Annotated in this window: 14 protein-coding genes and 1 tRNA gene; 8 read left to right on the top strand and 7 right to left on the bottom strand. The window is 65.8% G+C overall.

What is annotated here, in order from left to right; translation table 11 throughout:
* Nucleotides 1-59 precede the first annotated feature (59 nt).
* Nucleotides 60-1,727: an ATP-binding protein gene (locus tag OKW87_RS10755; RefSeq protein ID WP_443025050.1), complete on the top strand. Its 1,668-nt coding sequence runs from the start codon at nucleotides 60-62 to the stop codon at nucleotides 1,725-1,727.
* Nucleotides 1,728-1,817: 90 nt separating this feature from the next.
* On the opposite strand, the gene OKW87_RS10750 is transcribed toward OKW87_RS10755, so the two are convergent.
* A complete protein-coding gene (locus OKW87_RS10750) occupies nucleotides 1,818-3,305 on the bottom strand; it encodes a M23 family metallopeptidase (RefSeq protein WP_265539361.1) in 1,488 nt (495 codons plus the stop codon).
* A gap of 250 nt (nucleotides 3,306-3,555) precedes the next feature.
* Here OKW87_RS10750 and OKW87_RS10745 point away from each other — a divergent pair, with 250 nt between their 5' ends.
* The 6 genes from OKW87_RS10745 to OKW87_RS10720 all read left to right on the top strand — a co-directional run bounded on the left by OKW87_RS10745 (nucleotide 3,556) and on the right by OKW87_RS10720 (nucleotide 9,110).
* Nucleotides 3,556-6,045 carry a helicase-related protein gene (locus tag OKW87_RS10745; RefSeq protein ID WP_265539359.1) on the top strand — a complete coding sequence of 830 codons (2,490 nt, stop codon included), beginning with the start codon at nucleotides 3,556-3,558 and terminating at the stop codon, nucleotides 6,043-6,045.
* Nucleotides 6,038-6,346: an RNA-binding S4 domain-containing protein gene (locus tag OKW87_RS10740; RefSeq protein ID WP_265539357.1), complete on the top strand. Its 309-nt coding sequence runs from the start codon at nucleotides 6,038-6,040 to the stop codon at nucleotides 6,344-6,346. The genes OKW87_RS10745 and OKW87_RS10740 overlap by 8 nt, the downstream gene beginning before the upstream one ends.
* A gap of 42 nt (nucleotides 6,347-6,388) precedes the next feature.
* Nucleotides 6,389-6,727, top strand: coding sequence for a ferredoxin FdxA (gene fdxA, locus OKW87_RS10735; RefSeq protein WP_265539355.1), 339 nt, complete (start codon nucleotides 6,389-6,391; stop codon nucleotides 6,725-6,727).
* 286 nt (nucleotides 6,728-7,013) lie between these two features.
* Nucleotides 7,014-7,547, top strand: coding sequence for a CarD family transcriptional regulator (locus tag OKW87_RS10730; RefSeq protein WP_265539351.1), 534 nt, complete (start codon nucleotides 7,014-7,016; stop codon nucleotides 7,545-7,547).
* A 108-nt stretch (nucleotides 7,548-7,655) separates the two neighbouring features.
* Complete coding sequence (locus OKW87_RS10725; protein ID WP_265539349.1) at nucleotides 7,656-8,375, top strand: head GIN domain-containing protein; 720 nt, start codon at nucleotides 7,656-7,658, stop codon at nucleotides 8,373-8,375.
* Between the two features lie 39 nt (nucleotides 8,376-8,414).
* Entirely contained in the window at nucleotides 8,415-9,110 is a 696-nt protein-coding gene (locus OKW87_RS10720) for a GIN domain-containing protein (RefSeq protein WP_265539347.1), read from the top strand.
* A 2-nt stretch (nucleotides 9,111-9,112) separates the two neighbouring features.
* On the opposite strand, the gene pdeM is transcribed toward OKW87_RS10720, so the two are convergent.
* The 5 genes from pdeM to dapB form a co-directional block, all read right to left on the bottom strand.
* On the bottom strand, nucleotides 9,113-9,775 hold the full coding sequence (pdeM, locus tag OKW87_RS10715) for a ligase-associated DNA damage response endonuclease PdeM (protein WP_265539345.1): 663 nt from the start codon (nucleotides 9,773-9,775) through the stop codon (nucleotides 9,113-9,115).
* A gap of 39 nt (nucleotides 9,776-9,814) precedes the next feature.
* Complete coding sequence (locus OKW87_RS10710; RefSeq protein ID WP_265539343.1) at nucleotides 9,815-11,197, bottom strand: dipeptidase; 1,383 nt, start codon at nucleotides 11,195-11,197, stop codon at nucleotides 9,815-9,817.
* Between the two features lie 517 nt (nucleotides 11,198-11,714).
* A tRNA-Arg gene (locus OKW87_RS10705) sits at nucleotides 11,715-11,791 on the bottom strand.
* A 50-nt stretch (nucleotides 11,792-11,841) separates the two neighbouring features.
* Nucleotides 11,842-12,489: an endonuclease III gene (gene nth, locus OKW87_RS10700; RefSeq protein WP_265539341.1), complete on the bottom strand. Its 648-nt coding sequence runs from the start codon at nucleotides 12,487-12,489 to the stop codon at nucleotides 11,842-11,844.
* Nucleotides 12,486-13,214 (bottom strand): 4-hydroxy-tetrahydrodipicolinate reductase, encoded by a 729-nt coding sequence (gene dapB, locus OKW87_RS10695; protein ID WP_265539340.1) that lies wholly within the window; start codon nucleotides 13,212-13,214, stop codon nucleotides 12,486-12,488. Before dapB ends, nth begins: the two co-directional genes overlap by 4 nt.
* A gap of 115 nt (nucleotides 13,215-13,329) precedes the next feature.
* On the opposite strand from dapB, the gene OKW87_RS10690 reads away from it, so the two are divergent.
* On the top strand, nucleotides 13,330-14,028 hold the full coding sequence (locus OKW87_RS10690) for an NAD-dependent deacylase (protein ID WP_265539339.1): 699 nt from the start codon (nucleotides 13,330-13,332) through the stop codon (nucleotides 14,026-14,028).
* Nucleotides 14,029-14,044: 16 nt separating this feature from the next.
* Here OKW87_RS10690 and era read toward each other — a convergent pair whose 3' ends face one another.
* A complete protein-coding gene (gene era / locus OKW87_RS10685) occupies nucleotides 14,045-14,956 on the bottom strand; it encodes a GTPase Era (protein WP_265539338.1) in 912 nt (303 codons plus the stop codon).
* Nucleotides 14,957-15,083: the final 127 nt, after the last annotated feature.

Below are 15,083 nucleotides of genomic sequence, written 5' to 3'. Positions count from 1 at the left end.
GCACACCCAATATTTACCAGATCAAGTGCAGGCTGCTTTCCGAAGATGGAGAGTATCCGATGGAAGGCCAGTTCGGCGCGCGTATATTCGAGAACGCAGCGCCCATTTCATCGGGGGACGCACTCCCGTCGCGCTCGGGCGTGAAGCCGATCGGCGCCGTGCTGGAGATCGCCGGATCGTCCAGCCGGGTGATGTTCGATTCGAGTGAACTCGAAGCGCTGGGGGGCAATTCCGACGCGGCCGTAACGAATTCGGGGCAGGTCGGCAGTCAGGTAAAGATGCGGGTCGGCGCCATCTGGCTGATTGCCAACGTTCGCTCGCTAAAGCTCGAGGGCGATCGCATCGCCGCACAGATCGACTTCCTGGGCGAAGGCGATGAAGAGAAGCTCACCGGCAAACTCTATAATTTCCGCCGCGGCGTCACGCGCTATCCAACGCCGGGCTGCCCGATATTTCCGGTCTCCACCCCCGACCTCAAGCAGATCTACGCTGCCGACGACCGTGCGCATATCGAGATCGGCAACGTCTATCCGACGAAGGACATCCGCGCGGCGCTCTATATCGACGCGCTGCTCGGCAAGCATTTCGCGCTGCTGGGATCGACCGGTACCGGCAAGTCGACAGCAACCGCGCTGATCCTCCACCGCATCTGCGCCGCCGCCCCGCAGGGCCATATCGTGATGATCGATCCGCACGGCGAATATGGCAGCGCCTTCAAAACGACCGGCAAGCTCTACGACGTCTCGAACCTGCAGATGCCTTATTGGCTGATGAACTTCGAGGAACATTGCGAGGTGTTCCTCACCACGCAGGGGCCCGATCGCCAGGTCGATGCCGATATCCTCTCCCGATGCCTGCTCATCGCCAAGGGCAAGAACCGGCTGGCGCAGGAAGTGGGCAAGGTCACGGCCGATGCGCCGATCCCCTATCTGCTTTCGGACCTGACCCAGATCCTGCAGCTCGAAATGGGCAAGATGGACAAGGCGACCGATACCGCCCCCTATCTGCGGCTTCGCGGCAAGATCGACGAGATCAAGGCCGACCCGCGCTACGCCTTCATGTTTTCGGGAATGCTGGTCGCCGATACGATGGCGGCCTTCCTGTCGCGGGTGTTTCGCCTGCCGGGCGACGGCAAGCCGATCTCGATAATCGATGTGTCGGGCGTCCCGTCCGAAATCACGTCGGTGGTGGTGGCGGTGCTCAGCCGGATGGTTTTCGATTTCGCGATCTGGTCGCGCGACGAGGGCCGGCGCCCGATCCTGCTCGTCTGCGAGGAAGCCCATCGCTACGTTCCCAACGAGCGCAATGCCGACAATTCCTCGGTGGGACGCATTCTCAGCCGAATCGCCAAGGAAGGCCGTAAATATGGCGTTTCGTTGGGACTGATCACGCAGCGCCCTTCGGATCTCGCCGAAGGCGTGCTGTCGCAATGCGGCACGATTCTGTCGATGCGGCTCAACAACGACCGCGACCAGGCCTTCGTGCGGGCCGCGATGCCCGAGGGCGCGCGCGGCTTTCTCGATTCGATCCCGGCGCTGCGCAATCGCGAGTGCATCGCGGTGGGCGAGGGTGTCGCGACTCCGATCCGCTTGCTGTTCGACAACCTGGAGGACGGCAAGCGCCCGGCTTCGGACGATCCGCTCTTCTCCGAACTGTGGCGCGATACCGGCGGCGAGGAACTGATGCTCGAGCGCGTGATCAAGCGTTGGCGTGCGCAGGGAAAGTGACGCCTGAGGGGATCTCGGCACAAGCCGGTTCATCGGGCCCCAGCGTCGGCTGAAGGACGCGATTCCGGTTTTCACCGGAAGGCTGGTCGATCAATCGTCTTTCAATGCTCCGCGACCGACCGGCACTGCCAACAGCTGCCCCAGCTTGGCCTTGAAGGCCCCCAGATCGCCGCCATCCAACCTGCGCTCGGACGCGAAGGACACCGAACGCGGATTTACCGCGGCACCGTTGCGATAGAGCTCGTAATGGAGATGGGGTCCGGTCGACATGCCGCTGGATCCGACTGCGCCGATCGGCTGGCCCTTGCGCACACGCTCTCCGTTGCGAACGTAGATGCGGCTCATATGGCCATAGCCTGTGGCAAAGCCGCCGGCGTGGTTGAGCTTGACGAAATTGCCGTAGCCGCCGTTGCGCCCGGCCATCGCGACCACGCCATCGGTCGCCGCATAGATCGGCGCGCCATATGGCGCACCGATGTCCATGCCTTTGTGCATGCGTTTGAAGCGCAGCAGCGGGTGGACGCGGAATCCGTAATTCGACGTGATCCGTCCCGCGACAGGCATCGCCATCATGCCCGTTTTCTGGCCCCGCCCCGACGCGTCGAACCATTCGGTCTTGCCGCTACTGTCCCAAGGGAGGAGCTGAACGCTGCTCGGGCATTGGCTGACGCCGGCATACATCAACTCGCCCAGCTGGACTTCGCCCGTCTCTGCGCGCGCCTGCTTGACGATAATGTCGAACTTGCAGCTCGAGCCAAGCCGTGACACCGGCACGCGGGTAGCCAGCGTACGGATATAGGATTCGACTGCCTTGGCCGGGGCGCCCGCGGCGCGCGCCGAGCGATAGAGGCTGCCGCCGATCATGCCCTGGATCCGCAGCGGCGTATGGTCGATCGCGATCGGGATTTCTTTCAGCGCGAGAGTCGATCCGCTGCGCGCGACTTCGAGCTTGAGGTCAAACTTGGCGCGGAAGGCGAGCCGCTGGAGCGGGCGCGGTTGCGACTTGTCGATGCGGCGGCCCAGCGTGAGATCGATCATCGTGCCGGGCTGGATTTCGCCAAGCGATACCGCGCGGGTGACGAGCTGGCCGACCTGACTCGCATCGCCCTTGCCGACGCCCGAGCGCGTGAGGACCGCGAGCAAGGCGTCGCCCGAGGCGAGCTTGGCGTCGAGATTGATGATCGGCCGTTCCGGGGTATCGGTGAGCGGCGCGACGAGCCGGGTCGCGGCGACGCGATAGCCGGTGGTGCCGCCTTGGCCGAGCGGGCGGATCGCTTGGGCGCGTGCCGCATCCCATTCGCTGCCGGTCAGCGGTGCCGCGATGGTGCCGTAGATCGGAGTTTCGAAGCCCGGCGCCAGCAGTAGCGTGAGCGCGCATAGGCCGATACAGGTGACGGCGCCGCGATACCAGGTCAGCGTGCCGATGCGTGCGCCTAGATCGGGTGCGAAGTCGAAGTCCGAAAAGGGCCCGCGTCGGCGCGAAAGGACCAGTGCGCGCGAGGACGACGGCGCCCCAAGCGCGGGCGCGGTCGTGCCGCCACCCCCCAGTTCGATCCCATGGTCATTACGCAGGAACAAGGCGTACTGCCCCCCGAAGCATTCGTCGTCGAAATAGCCGCAACCCCCGGCCTGGGAGGCACCACTGTGAAAGGGGGGACTTAAAGTCAAATTAAGCAGCCTTCGCAGTGAAGCGGGGTGCGGCGACCTGTGCGCCACTCAGGATGAAGGGAAATGCTCACCATATTCGCCCATAAATCATCATGGTTAACAGGCCTTTTCAATCGCGGGGTGTTGCGTAAGGCATGACTCGGAGCAATCTTGGCTTGGCATGAGCCAGTTCGCGCGTTCGCCCCTCACTGCGGTGCTGGGGCCCACCAATACCGGCAAGACCCATCTCGCGGTCGAGCGGATGTGTGGGCATGCCAGCGGCATGATCGGCTTCCCGCTGCGGCTGCTGGCGCGCGAAGTTTATGACCGGGTGGTCCGGATCAAGGGCGAGGCCCAGGTCGGGCTGATTACGGGCGAGGAGAAGATCCTGCCGCCCAAGGCCAAATGGCTTCTGTGCACCGCCGAGAGCATGCCGCTGGAGCGCGAGGTCGCGTTCGTCGGGCTGGATGAGGCGCAATTGGGCGCGGATCCCGAGCGCGGCCATGTCTTCACCGATCGGCTGCTGCGTGCGCGCGGCTTTGCCGAGACGATGATCCTGGGTTCGGATTCGCTCAAGCCGACGCTCAAGGCGCTGGTCCCCGAGGCGGAGATCATCGGCCGGCCACGCTTCTCCACGCTCAGCTACGCCGGGGCGAAGAAGCTTTCGCGGTTGCCGCGGCGGAGCGCGATCGTCGCCTTCTCGGCCGAGGAAGTCTATGCCGTGGCCGAGGCGCTGCGGCGGCTGCGCGGTGGTGCGGCGGTGGTGATGGGGGCGCTCAGTCCACGCACCCGCAATGCGCAGGTGGCGATGTTCCAGGCGGGCGAGGTCGATTATCTCGTCGCCACCGATGCCATCGGCATGGGGCTGAACATGGACGTGGCGCATGTCGCGTTCGCCAGCCTCAACAAGTTCGATGGGCGGCGCCAGCGGCGGCTGACCATCGCCGAGATGTCGCAGATCGCCGGGCGGGCAGGGCGACACCAGCGCGACGGCACGTTCGGCGCGCTGAACGAGGAAGGGCCGAGCGCCTTTACCCCGGAGGAAGTGCTGGCGATCGAGGGGCATCGCGTGAAGCCGCTCGAGAATCTCTACTGGCGGCAGGGCGAGCCCGATTTGTCCAGCATCGACGATCTGGTCGCCAGCCTCGAGCAACGTCCGCAATCGGAGGCGCTGCGCGCGGCGCCAGAGGCAACCGATCTCGCCGTGCTCAAGCGGCTCGCGGAGGAAGATTGGGTACGCAGCCGAGTCCGTTCGCCGCGGATGGTGGCGCGGCTTTGGGCGGCGTGCGGTCTTCCTGATTTCCGCAAACTGGGCGTCGATCCGCATGCGCGCTTCGTCGGGCGGCTGTTCGGGCATCTGTCCGAAGCCAATGGCCATGTTCCGCACCAATGGTTCGCCGACGAGATCGCCCGGCTCGACAATATGGGGGGCGACGTCGAGACGCTCGCCGGGCGGATCGCGGCGGCGCGCAGTTGGGCCTATATTGCGCACCGCGCTGACTGGCTCGAGGAACCGCTGCACTGGGCCGAGCGCACGCGTGCGGTCGAGGAAAAGCTTTCGGACGCGCTCCACGCCAGCCTGACCCAGCGCTTCGTCGACAAGCGCACCACCGTTTTGCTCCGCCAGATCGGCGCCAATCCCGCCGATCTGCCGGTGACGATTGGCCCCGAAGGCGAGGTCAGCGTCGAGGAACATGCGCTCGGCACGCTCGAAGGATTTCGCTTCACCGTTACCCCCGATGCGCGCGCGGCCGACAAGCGCATGCTGCTCGCGGCGGCCGAGAAAAGGCTGGGTGCCGAGTTGCGCAAGCGCGGGCAGGCGCTTGTGGATGCAGAGGATGGCGAACTGTCGCTCGCAAACGCGGACATCCGATGGCGCGGCGTTTCGATCGCGAGACTTATGCGCGGCGCCCATCTCGCGCGTCCCAAGATCGTCCTCGATCGAGCGCTGGACGTGCTCGATCCCCCGGCCAGGATCGCCGTCAAGGCGCGGCTCGATCGCTGGTTTGCGGCGCTGATCGACCGCCAGCTCCCGGTCTTCGCCAAGCTCGACGCCGCCATGCGCGATCCTGCCGCCGGAGCCCCGCTCCGCGCGCTCGTCGGCGCGTTGCTCGAATCGGGCGGGCTGCTCCCGCGCCGTGCCGCCGGTGGGCTGATCGACGCGCTGGATCCGCAAGCGCGCAAGCGGCTGCGCGCGATGGGGGTGACGATCGGCACGCTCGATCTGTTCGCGCCGAGCCTGCTCAAGCCGCAAGCGGCACGCTGGCGCCGCGAACTGACCGGGACCGACGATGCCCCGCCCGATGGCGCCACCGTGCTGCCGCGCGGTGCTCCCGGCGCCGATCTTGCCCACGGCTTCCGTCCGCTGGGTACTCAGGCGGTGCGGGTCGATCTGGTCGAGCGGATCGCACGCGCCGCGCATGATAGCCGCGCCAAGGAAGGAAAGGGCGGCCGCAAGCCCTTCGCGCCCGATCCCGCGCTCGCCACTTCGATGGGAATCAAGCCCGAGACGCTGGCGCAGATGATGGCGCAGCTCGGCTTCCGCAGCGCAAGGCCCAAGGAGGGCGAGCCGCAGCGCTGGACCTGGCAGGGGCTCACCCCGATCCCCGCGCCCAAGGCGCCCCCGACCGACAATGCCTTTGCGGCGCTCGCCGGGCTGCGCAATGGCTGAGGGGGCGAGCATCCGGCTCGACCGCTTCCTGTGGTTCGCGCGGATCGCCAAGACGCGCAGCGCCGCGCAGGCGATCGCCGAGAAGGGCACGCTGCGCCTCGATGGCCGCCGGATCGAGCGCGCCGCGGCGCCGGTTCGAGTCGGTTGCATCCTCGTCTTCCCGCTCTATGGCCAGGTCCGCGCGCTCCGCGTCGAGGCGCTGCCCAGCCGCCGTGGCCCGCCCGCGGAGGCAGCTACGCTTTACACCCCCCTCGAAATCCAAAGGCCCAACCCCGTTGACGGCATAGAATCCGGGGCATAGCAGGGGCGCGACTTTCGTTTGCCGCCAGGGAACCACCCGATCATGACCTATGTCGTCACCGACGCCTGCATCCGCTGCAAATATATGGACTGCGTCGAAGTGTGTCCGGTCGACTGCTTCTACGAGGGCGAGAATATGCTCGTGATCAATCCCAGCGAGTGCATCGATTGCGGCGTCTGCGAGCCCGAATGCCCGGCCGAAGCGATTTTGCCCGATACCGAGAACGGCCTCGAAAAGTGGCTCGAACTCAACAAGACCTATTCGGAGGAATGGCCCAACATCACCCAGAAGGGCGATGCGCCCGCCGATGCCGACGCGCATAAGGGCGAGGAAGGCAAGTTCGAGAAGTTCTTCTCGGCGGCCCCCGGCACCGGGAGCTGATCGGCCAAGCGGACTCGACCTTCTAAATGAACGGGCGGCCGCGGGCCGCTTCGTCGCCGGGCAATTGAAAAGCCTTGCTGCGTCCACAACTTTGTGGGCGCGCGCGATGACGTATGTCTGGTAATTTTATTACGAGCATGTTAAAGCGCGCAAGACGAGGGCGAAGAATCGCCTTCGCCCGGAGAAGCAAAAAAGAGCCTCGATCCCGCCGTCCGCAGCGCGCAGCGCCTGCGGACGACGCCTCAATCGATCGGGGCCGGGTCATTCACGGAAAGGTTTCTCGCACATGGCTGCAAAGGCGCTGTCCTTCGACGTCGGCGATTATGTCGTTTACCCCAAGCACGGCGTGGGCCGTGTGATCGAACTTCAGAAACAGGAAATCGCGGGTATGCAGCTCGAGCTGTACGTCCTGCGCTTCGAAAAAGAGAAGATGACGCTACGCGTTCCGACCAACAAGGCGGAAAGCGTCGGCATGCGCAAACTCTCCAGCGACAAGACGCTGCGCGAGGCGCTCGAGACGCTGAAGGGCAAGCCCCGCGTCAAGCGCACCATGTGGTCGCGCCGCGCGCAGGAATATGAGGCCAAGATCAATTCGGGCGACCTAGTGTCGATCGCCGAAGTGGTCCGCGACCTGTTCCGCGCCGAGGACCAGCCCGAGCAGAGCTATTCGGAGCGCCAGATCTTCGAGGCCGCGGCATCGCGCCTCGCCCGCGAGTTGGCCGCGATGGAACAGATCGACGAGCCGGCGGCGCTGGTGAAGATCGTCGACATCCTCAAAGTGTCGGCAGCGATCTGGAACAAGGACAAGGTCCCGGCATAAGCCGCGATCTCGAACGAGCCTAGGTGAGGGGCGCCCGGCAACGGCCGCCCCTTTTCCTTATCCGCAAGACGGTGTATTGATAAGGCAACACACGTTGGGAGGAATGGAATGCGCCTGTTGCTGATTGCCGCGATACTGCCGCTGGCAGCCTGTCAGTCGAGCTGGGAGAAGGAGGGCCAGGCGGCCGAGGTGCGCGGAAGCGGCGCCACCCGCAGCTTTGCGGCCAGCGGCTTCACCGGGATTGCGCTGCAGGGTTCAGACGATGTCGACGTGAAGATCGGCGCCACCTTTTCGGTCACCGCGGAGGGCGCCCCGGAAACGCTCGACCAGCTCGACATCCGCATCGTGGACGGAACGTTGCGGGTCGGTCGCAAGCAGAGTGAGGGTAAAGAGGTTGACGATGACAAGGGCGCGCGCGTCCATGTCGTGATGCCGCGGCTGACTTCGGCCAGTGTCGGCGGGTCGGGCGATCTGAGCGTAGACAAGGCCGAGGGCGAATTCAGCGGCGCGGTTGCCGGTTCGGGCAATTTGCGGATCGGTCAGCTTAGCGCGGGCGCCGCTACGCTTTCCGTCGCGGGTTCGGGAGACCTCAATGTCTCGGGAACGACAAGCAAGCTTTCGGCGTCGATCGCCGGATCGGGCGACATCGACGCCAAGGGGCTGACCGCCACAAGCGCCGATATCTCGATTGCCGGATCGGGCAATCTGAGCGGCACGGTTCGCGGCCCCGCCTCGATTTCGATCCTGGGCTCGGGCGATGTCGAACTTGGCGGCGGCGCCAGATGTTCGACCAGCGCGCTCGGCACGGGCGAGGCGCGCTGCAGCTAATGCTTGCCTGAGACGACGCGGGAGGCGAGGGTCGCAGGGATGCGCTTGCTGGCCCTCCTTCCTATGCTCACGATCGGCGCGACTTCGCCGGTCGACGAACGCCGTTTCATGATCTCGGGCTTCGATCAGCTACGCGTTGATGGGCCTTTCGAAGTCGAGGTCGTCCCCGGCTCGCCGGGCGCGGTGGCCACTGGCAGCCGCGTCTCGCTCGATCAGGTGTCGGTCCGAGTCGATGGCGGTACGATGGTGGTGAGTACCGGCCCATTGGGCTGGGAAACGCGCGGCAAATCGACCGACTGGGCGCCCAGGGTACGCGTATCGGTGCGCGCGCTGCGTGCGGTGCGCATCACCGGCGGCGCCCGCGTCCGTGTGGCGGAGATGCGGGGGGGGCGAGTGGACATGTCGCTCAACGGCACCGGAACGCTCGATGTGGGCTCGATCCAGGCGGACGACTTCACCGCGAGCCTGGCGGGCTTCGGAAAGATGACGCTAGCTGGCATCACCGCGCGTGGACGCGTCCGCAATTATGGCGAGGGCAGCATCGATGCCGCGGGCCTGTCGGTGGGCGATGCCAATCTTTTCTCGCAGAGCACGGGCGATCTGCGGATCGCGGTGCGCTTCACCGCGCGGGCTGTCGCGCTGGGCAAGGGAGCGATCCGGATCGACGGCAAACCCGAATGCCGGGTGAGCGGCTCCGGCCCGATCGAATGCGAGGGGACGGTCCGCCGGAACTGAAGTCAGGCCGCGACGGGAAAGCGCAACAGCCGATCCTCGAGCGCCACCAGCGCCTGCGCATTGCGCCCCACCGCGCGGACGATTTCGGGATGGCCGGCATCGAGCCCGCCGGTCAGCGCGCCGAATGCGGGCAGGATCAGCTTGCTCTCGGTCGCGATGAAGCAGCGCCGCGCTACTTGCCGACCGCGCACGCTGATCCGCAGCTTCGGATGGAAATGGCCGGAAAGCTCTGGCCGAAGCTCGCCGGGTTCGGCTTCGTGGCGCAGTACCAGCCCGCCCACCTCGGCTTCGTCGACGATCGTGCCGCCGCAATGGTCGACCAAAGCTGCATCATGGTTGCCGGTGATCCAGCGCCAATCGAGTCGGCCGGTCAGCGCCGTCAGCATCGCCCGGGCCTTGGCCGGAAGCCGTTCGCAGCCGGCCGAATCGTGGAAGCTATCGCCCAGGCACCATAGTTCGATCGGCGCGGTGCGTTCGACCAAAGCGGTAAGCTCGGTGAGCGTCGCGATCGAATCGTAGGGTGGCAGCATCTGGCCCTTGCTGGCGAACCAGCTGCCCTTCTCGAAGTGCAGATCCGCCACCAACAGGGCGCGACGCGCGGGCCAATAGAGCGCACCCTGCACCAAGGCGGCAAATTCGTGGCCTGCGAACGAAAGGGGAACCATAAAGCCGCTATCGGTGCTCAGGGCGCCGGCGTCAATCGGTCACCGCAGCTCGCCTAGCTGACCGAGGATCCGCACCCAGGAGCGGATGCCTTTGTGGAAGCTGTTGAGATCATATTTCTCGTTGGGCGAGTGAATATTGTCGTCGTTGAGCGCGAAGCCGACCATCACGCTGTCCATTTCCAGGATCGAGCGGATCGAATTGACCACCGGGATCGATCCGCCGCTCGCGAGCAAGGCCGACTTGCCCCATTCGGCCTCGAGCGCGCGGCGCGTAGCGGCGAGCGGCGGGCTGTCGCTCGCGAGGCTGATCGCGCGCGACCCGGCGCGGGGCTTAAACTCTGCGGTGCAATCGGCGGGCAAATGCGCGCGGACATGCTCTTCGAATGCGGCCCAGACCTGATCGGGATCCTGATCGCCGACGAGACGGAAGCTGATTTTGGCATGTGCCTGGGCCGGGATCACGGTCTTGAACCCCTCGCCGGTATAGCCGCCCCAGATGCCATTGATCTCGGCGGTCGGCCTGGCCCAGCTCTGTTCGAGCACGCCGAAGCCGGCTTCGCCTGCGGAAACGCTTAGGCCGACATCGGCGAGGAACGCCTTGGAATCGAAGCCGAGGGCATCCCACGAGGCCTGCACCTCGGCGTCGATCGGCGCGACGCCGTCATAGAAACCGGGCAGGGTGACTCGGCCCTGATCGTCCTTCAGATCGCCTAGAATCTGCGTCAGCAGCTGGATCGGATTGCGCGCCGGCCCGCCATACAGGCCCGAGTGGAGATCGCGCGAGGGGCCATGGATCGTGACCTGACCACCGGCCATGCCGCGCAGGCCGATCGTCAGGCCAGGCGTCTCTCGGTCCCACATCGACGTGTCGCAGATGAGTGCGAAATCGGCCTTGAGTTCCTCCACATGCGCATGAAGAAAGGGCTCGAGGCTGTCGGAGCCCGATTCCTCCTCGCCTTCAAACAGTATGGTGACGCGTACCGGAAGCCTGCCTTCTGCCTCCTTCCAGGCGCGACACGCCTCGATGAAGGTGCGCAGCTGGCCCTTGTCGTCGGATGCGCCGCGGCCGACGATCGCCTTGCTGCCGTCCGCGCGGGTTTCCAGCACCGGATCGAACGGATCGCGTTTCCAGAGCTCGAGCGGGTCGACCGGCTGCACGTCGTAATGGCCGTAAAAGAGGACGTGCGGTCCTTCGCCCTCATGATGCGCGACGACCATCGGGTGGCCCGGCGTGGACGCGACGCGGGCGGTGAAGCCCAGCGCGGTGAGTTCGTCACTGAGAAGCTGAGCGGCGTGCTGGCAATGCTGGGCATAGGCCGGGTCAGTCGAGATCGAAGGCACGCGCATCAGCGCGAACAGCCGGTCGAGACTGTCGTCAATATGGGCTTCTGCATAGGTGAGCGGGGCAGAGAATTGGGTCATGCGGGTCCCGCTACGCCTGTGGCGGCAATCGGGCAATGCCTCCGGCGCCCCGTCCATCCCCATTGTCATCCCCGAGGCGGGGACCCAGGGTCACAATCGAACCCGCCCCTTGGCTCTGGTTCCCGGCCTCCCGCCGGGAGGACTGAATGAAGATTAGTTCCACCTCAATGCCGGGCGAGCACGATGATCCAATCGCCAATAGCGCACCGCTTCGGACTGAAAACGATCCGCCCATCCCGCGCCCGCTCGTAACGGTCCAGGCTATGCGATGATGCCCGATCGCCACTTTGCCGCGGCGGATCGCGGCTTCGGCGACATCGTAGAAGCTATGTATTTCGTCCACGCCCATAGGGTACCTCCCCCCAAAGCGCTTTATCCGCGCAGATGCGAATGAACGCATCCTTCGCTCGTCGTTATTGCACCGCGACGTGTCCGAGGCAGCTTTTGCATATCGTACAGAGATCGCCCCGCTGCCCCAAATTCGGACGGCCGCGAGCTGGAGGACAGGCAAAGGATCTGGTGCACCCGACTGGATTCGAACCAGTGGCCTCTGCCTTCGGAGGGCAGCGCTCTATCCAGCTGAGCTACGGGTGCCTGGGGATGCCGCCTAGCAAAGCCGCGACGGGGGCGCCAGCCGATTCAGCTTAGCGGGCGGAGGGCGGCGGGGTCTTGGGTTGATAGGGGCAGAGGTCGGCGACGATGCAGCGCCAACATTCGGGGGTGCGTGCCTTGCAGACATAGCGGCCGTGCAGGATCAGCCAATGGTGCGCGTGCAGCCGGAAGGGCCGGGGGACGGCCTTCTCGAGCTTCAGTTCGACCGCAAGCGGGGTCTTGCCGGGAGCGAGCCGGGTGCGGTTGCCGATGCGGAAAATATGGGTGTCGACTGCGAAGGTCTCGGCGCCGAAAGCGACATTCATCACGACATTGGCGGTCTTGCGGCCGACGCCGGGCAGCTTTTCGAGAGCGTCGCGGTTGGCGGGCACCTTGCCGCCATGATCGCGGATCAGCGCTTCGGACAGGCCGATGACATTCTTTGCCTTGGTGTTGAACAGGCCGATCGTCCTGATGTGCCGCTTGAGCCCTTCTTCGCCCAGCGCGACCATCTTTTCGGGGGTGTCGACCTCGGCGAACAGTCGGCGGGTGGCCTTGTTGACGCCGGCGTCGGTCGCCTGGGCCGAAAGGACGACGGCGACGAGCAGGGTGTAATCGTTGACCGATTCGAGTTCGGTCTCGGGGTGGGGATTGTCCGCGGCCAGGCGGGCGAAGAATTCGATTATGGCGGCCTTCTTCACATGCCGAGGACCTGGTCCATCGTGTAGCGACCGGGCTGCTGATCCTTGAGCCAGAGCGCGCCCCGAACCGCGCCGCGCGCGAAGATCGCGCGATCGTCGGCGCGGTGGATGAGTTCGATCCGCTCGCCCGCGGTGGCGAACACCACGCTGTGATCGCCGACGACCGAGCCGCCGCGCAGGCTGGCCATGCCGATCGTGCCGTCGGCGCGCGGCCCGGTGAGCCCCGCACGATCGGTGACGGCGGCGGCGGACAGCGTGGTGCCGATGCCGTGCGCGGCAGCTTCGCCTAACATCAGGGCAGTGCCCGAAGGCGCGTCGGCCTTGTTGCGATGGTGCATCTCGACAATCTCGATATCCCAATCGGGGCCGAGCCGGGCGGCGGCCTCGCGCACGAGGCGAGCGAGCAACGCGATGCCCATCGAGGTATTGCCGGTCTGGAGGACGGGAATTTCGCCCGCGGCCTGGGTGATCAGCGCGTGGTGCCTTTCGCTGAGCCCGGTGGTGCCGATCATGATCGGGGTCCACGCGGCGCGTGCGGCGGCGAGATGCGCCTCGAGCGCCGCTGGGGCCGAGAAGTCGACGAGAACATCGGCCTTGCGCGCCAGCTCGGCAGTGTCGTCGCCCTGATCGCAACCCCCGGCAATCTGCGCGCCGAGTTGCGGGGCGACGGCGACGATGGCCTGTCCCATCCGGCCCATGCTGCCGAAGATTCCGATGCTGGTCATGCGCCAAGCTGTGGCACAAGCAGGGGGCCGGGCGACAGGGGGAATTTACAGCCGCCGGAGCGATGTTGTCGCATCCGATTTGCGACAAGGGCTCCAGCAGCGATACAAGCGCCCGATGCGCGATATCCACAATATCCTGATCCTCACCGGCGCCGGCATATCGGCGGAAAGCGGCGTGGCGACCTTTCGCGGGCCGGGCGGGCTGTGGGAAGGGCACCGCGTCGAGGATGTCTGCACTCCTGAAGCACTGGAGCGAGATCGTGCACAGGTGCACCGCTTCTATGACGCGCGGCGCGAGCAACTGGCTGCGGTGGAGCCCAATGCGGCGCATCGGGCGCTGGCCCGGCTCGACGCAGAATGGGCGGGCGACTTGTTGCTGGTGACGCAGAATGTCGACGATCTCCACGAACGCGCGGGTTCGAAGCGGCTGCTGCACATGCATGGCGAGTTGAAGTCGGCGCTTTGCGCACGGTGCGAGGCGCGCCAGCCCTGGGAGGCCGCGCTGCCGCCGGGGCACATCTGCCCGGCATGTGGGGCGTCGGCGCTACGGCCGGACATCGTCTTCTTCGGCGAGATGCCGTACCGGATGGACGTGATCGAGCAGGCGCTCGCGAAGGCCGACCTGTTCGTCTCGATCGGGACGTCCGGGGCGGTCTACCCGGCCGCAGGATTCGTCCAGACCGCGCGCTACCACGGTGCCGCGACACTGGAGCTCAACCTCGACCCTTCCGAGGGCAGCCTGTGGTTCGCCGAAAGCCGAATGGGGCCGGCGGGGACGCTGGTGCCGGCCTGGGTAGACGAGCTGCTGGGCTAGGCTGGCGTCGGTTTCCTTATTCGACCCAATCGAGACCGATCTCGCGATAGAGCGAGCGATCGTCCTCCCATTTGGGGTTCACCTTGACGTGCAGATAGAGGTGCACGGGCACGCCGGTGATGCGGCTGAGTTCGGCGCGGGCGCGACTGCCTATTTCCTTGAGGCGGGTGCCGCCCTTGCCGAGCACGATCGCGCGCTGGGTATTGCGCTCGACCAGGATCTGCTGGTGGATTTCGACCGATCCGTCGGGGCGCTCGCTATATTTCTCGGTTTCGACGGCGCTCGCGTACGGCAACTCGGCGTGGAGCTGGAGGTAGAGCTGTTCCCGCGTCACTTCGGCGGCGATCATCCGCTCGGTGGCATCGGAGACCTGGTCCTCGGGGAAGTGCCAGGGACCCTCGGGCATGCGCGCGGCGATCGCGGCCTTGAACTCGGGCACCCCGTCGCCGGTGGCGGCGCTGACGAAATAGGTTTCGTCGAAGGCGAGCGCCTCGTTGAGTTTGGCGGCGTGGCCGAGCAGACGCGGTTTGTCGGCGATGTCGACCTTGTTGAGGACGAGGATCTTGGGCTCGGGGCGCTTGGCGAGGCTTTCGAGGATCGCGCGGACCTTCGCACCTGTCCCGGCCTTGCCGTCAACCACCAGCGCAATGACGTCGGCGCCCTCCGCGCCTTCCCAGGCGGCGGCGACCATCGCCCGATCGAGCCGGCGGGCCGGGGTGAAGATGCCTGGTGTGTCGACCAGCAGGAGCTGGGTCCGGTCCTCGATCGCGAGGCCCATCAGCCGGGCGCGGGTGGTCTGCGCCTTGGGGCTGACGATCGCCACCTTCTGGCCGACGAGCGCGTTGACGAGGGTGGACTTGCCGGCATTGGGGGCACCGACGATGGCGACGAGGCCGCAATGTTGGTTGGGGGTCGGGGTTTCGGTCATTTGTCTCGCGATACGGTTGGGCACCCTTCGATAGGCTAAGGGCGAAAGATACTGTGGTTTGGCTCTTTCCTTACTCCACTGGCCCAGCGCTTTCGATAGACCTAGGCTTTTGAGGGCGGGGGCGGCC

It is taken from the genome of Sphingomonas sp. M1-B02 (assembly GCF_026167525.1).
GTDB lineage: Bacteria > Pseudomonadota > Alphaproteobacteria > Sphingomonadales > Sphingomonadaceae > Sphingomonas.
Note: the sequence above shows the minus strand (reverse complement) of the source record. Positions and strands in the feature narration are given on the sequence as shown.